The sequence below is a fragment of the Anabaena sp. UHCC 0204 genome, assembly GCF_009711975.1.
GTDB lineage: Bacteria > Cyanobacteriota > Cyanobacteriia > Cyanobacteriales > Nostocaceae > Dolichospermum.
Window position 1 is genome coordinate 1 of record NZ_VIKW01000080.1, and the last position, 2,127, is coordinate 2,127.

A 2,127-nucleotide genomic window follows, 5' to 3' on the forward strand; every position below is an offset into this window, starting at 1 on the left:
CCCATACGGCTTTATCTGATTCGTTTAATAGCTAGTGCTGAGGATTGTAGCAAACTTCGCCAAGAACAAGAGCTTAAAGTTGCAAAGGAAGCAAGAATTCGTCAATTGTTAGCACTAGTGGTCTGTCAATTTTCTATTTGTGGATAAAGACGCTTGAGACGGATACGGGCATCCGCTGTTGTGAACTGCCAATCTACAGATTTTTGTGAATGATTGCGTTGAATATACCAAGCCGTTGTTTCTTGTTTTAAAGTTTCAAGATTAGGAATCCGACGATCTAAGCATTGTCGAGTCATTGCGGACAGTTCATTTTCAGCAATATTGAGCCAACTGCCATGTTTGGGAGTGTGATGAATTTCCAAACGTTCGACCAGAGAACGGGCAGTAGACGGCTCAAATGCTTGATATAGGGAGGCAAGTTTATGAGTATTTAGCTGGTCACATACTAAAATAACTTTGTCGCTATCGGGATAGTCGTTATCGAGTAAGTGCTTAATTTCTGTTGCCCAGTCAACCGCTGTTCTACGTTCACTGACAACTGTTTTACGCCACCCAGACAACGGTTCTGTAAACATAAAAATATTGGCTGTTCCATTGCGTTCGTATTCGTAATCAACTGATTCTGGCTGTCCAGGTTTGGCTGGCAGAGGAACGCGGGTTTCTTTGACCAATTGTATGGGTTGCTCATCCATGCAAATCACTGGACACTTGGGGTCATAGGGCAGATGATAAATCTCCAGAACATCTTCCATGTGAGATACAAATTCAGCACTCTGTTCTGGTGGAATCACATACATTTGCCGCAGATGAGGTTTGAGTTCGTTTTTTTTAGCACTTGACGCACGGTTTCGTGACTAATTGCTGGCACAATTTCTAACTCGATTGCCTTGTCTGCCAGTAGCCGCAATGTCCAACGCGCCTGACCAGCAGGCGGTTCCCCACAACGCAAAGCGATTAGTTTTGCTTCCACCTCTCCATCAATAATCGTTTGACGAGGCGGCGTTTTACTGGGCTTGCGGTTTAATGCTGACTCTATGCCTTCTTTTACCAATCGCTCTCTGAGATTTGCGACTGTGTTTCGGTGGCTACTGTTGGCGGTAGCAGCTTTCTCATCCGTCCATTCCTGTCCATTAACATCAATGTTTAATAGAATATTGGCGTGCTTAATCTTGTAAGCCGCTGCCTTGCCTGTAGATACCAAATCTTGTAGATACTGCCGTTCTTCTTGACTTAACCGGACAATATAGGTCTTAAGCATAATCAGTTATTAGGATATCTGGTGAGGTTTACTGTAAATAGCCTCTCTATTTTCCCTCAAACTCACAACTTTTAGCTTGACAGACCACTAGTTCCCAAGGAAGCCAAATTATGGGAGGAGGTTTTTAGATTAATTGCTCTCAAACAATCCAAACCCTATGATGAAGCAATTGCACATTTGAGAAATCTACGCGATTTAGCTGAACATCAAGGACAGTTAGAGAAGTTTAAGTTACGCAGCACAATCTACCATTAGAAAGACAATTAGTAACTTCAATATTATCCACCAGATAGATGAAAATTATGAATAATTTTGTCAAGTTAGAGTCAAAGCAGGTTATTCTCTGGGATTAAAAAAATGACTAAATTCATAGATTTTTATTTTTATGAATATTGATGTCAGATTATTTTTAGAAGACATGACCCCAGCCCAAGCAGAGACTTTATTAGGGGGTTATTGCGAATCTTCACAGGATTATCCCTATATTTATTATTTAGGCGATAATAAGTCAAAAAAACAAACTATAGGTGGAGATAATAAATACAGCAATCAGAAAATTAACACCATAGATAATTCCAAAAAAACTTACTTCAACGGAGTCCTTATACCCACGAAAGAAAACACTGTAGTTATATATGGATAACATCGAAAAATGGAGCGTATATTAGCATCTTGCAATTATCTCAATTCAGAAGATATACTGCAAATGCCTAATAGCTATACTTGATGTCATCAAGCTTTTAGCAATGATTTAAAAATTAAGCTCTCAGCCATTTTTAGGATAAATTAGGCAAATCATTGACTTTATTGAGAATAAATAAACTTTCGTCTCCCCCACGTCCAATTCTTAAAGTTTCATCTAAATAAGT

At 39.4% G+C, this 2,127-nt stretch carries 3 protein-coding genes; 1 reads left to right on the plus strand and 2 read right to left on the minus strand.

Annotated features, from left to right (window positions below):
- Positions 1 to 125 precede the first annotated feature (125 nt).
- A protein-coding gene (locus tag FJR04_RS24640) for an IS630 family transposase (RefSeq protein WP_168499817.1) occupies positions 126 to 1,258 on the minus strand; the annotation gives its coding sequence in 2 pieces (ribosomal slippage) (positions 126 to 832 and positions 832 to 1,258; 1,134 coding nt in all).
- Between the two features lie 385 nt (positions 1,259 to 1,643).
- Between FJR04_RS24640 and FJR04_RS24645 the strand changes: the two genes are divergently transcribed.
- Positions 1,644 to 1,901, plus strand: coding sequence for a hypothetical protein (locus tag FJR04_RS24645; RefSeq protein WP_168499818.1), 258 nt, complete (start codon positions 1,644 to 1,646; stop codon positions 1,899 to 1,901).
- Between the two features lie 133 nt (positions 1,902 to 2,034).
- Here the strand turns inward: FJR04_RS24645 and FJR04_RS24650 are convergent.
- Positions 2,035 to 2,127, minus strand: a 93-nt coding sequence (locus FJR04_RS24650) for a PAP/fibrillin family protein (protein WP_217359526.1), incomplete at its 5' end; no start/stop codon positions are given.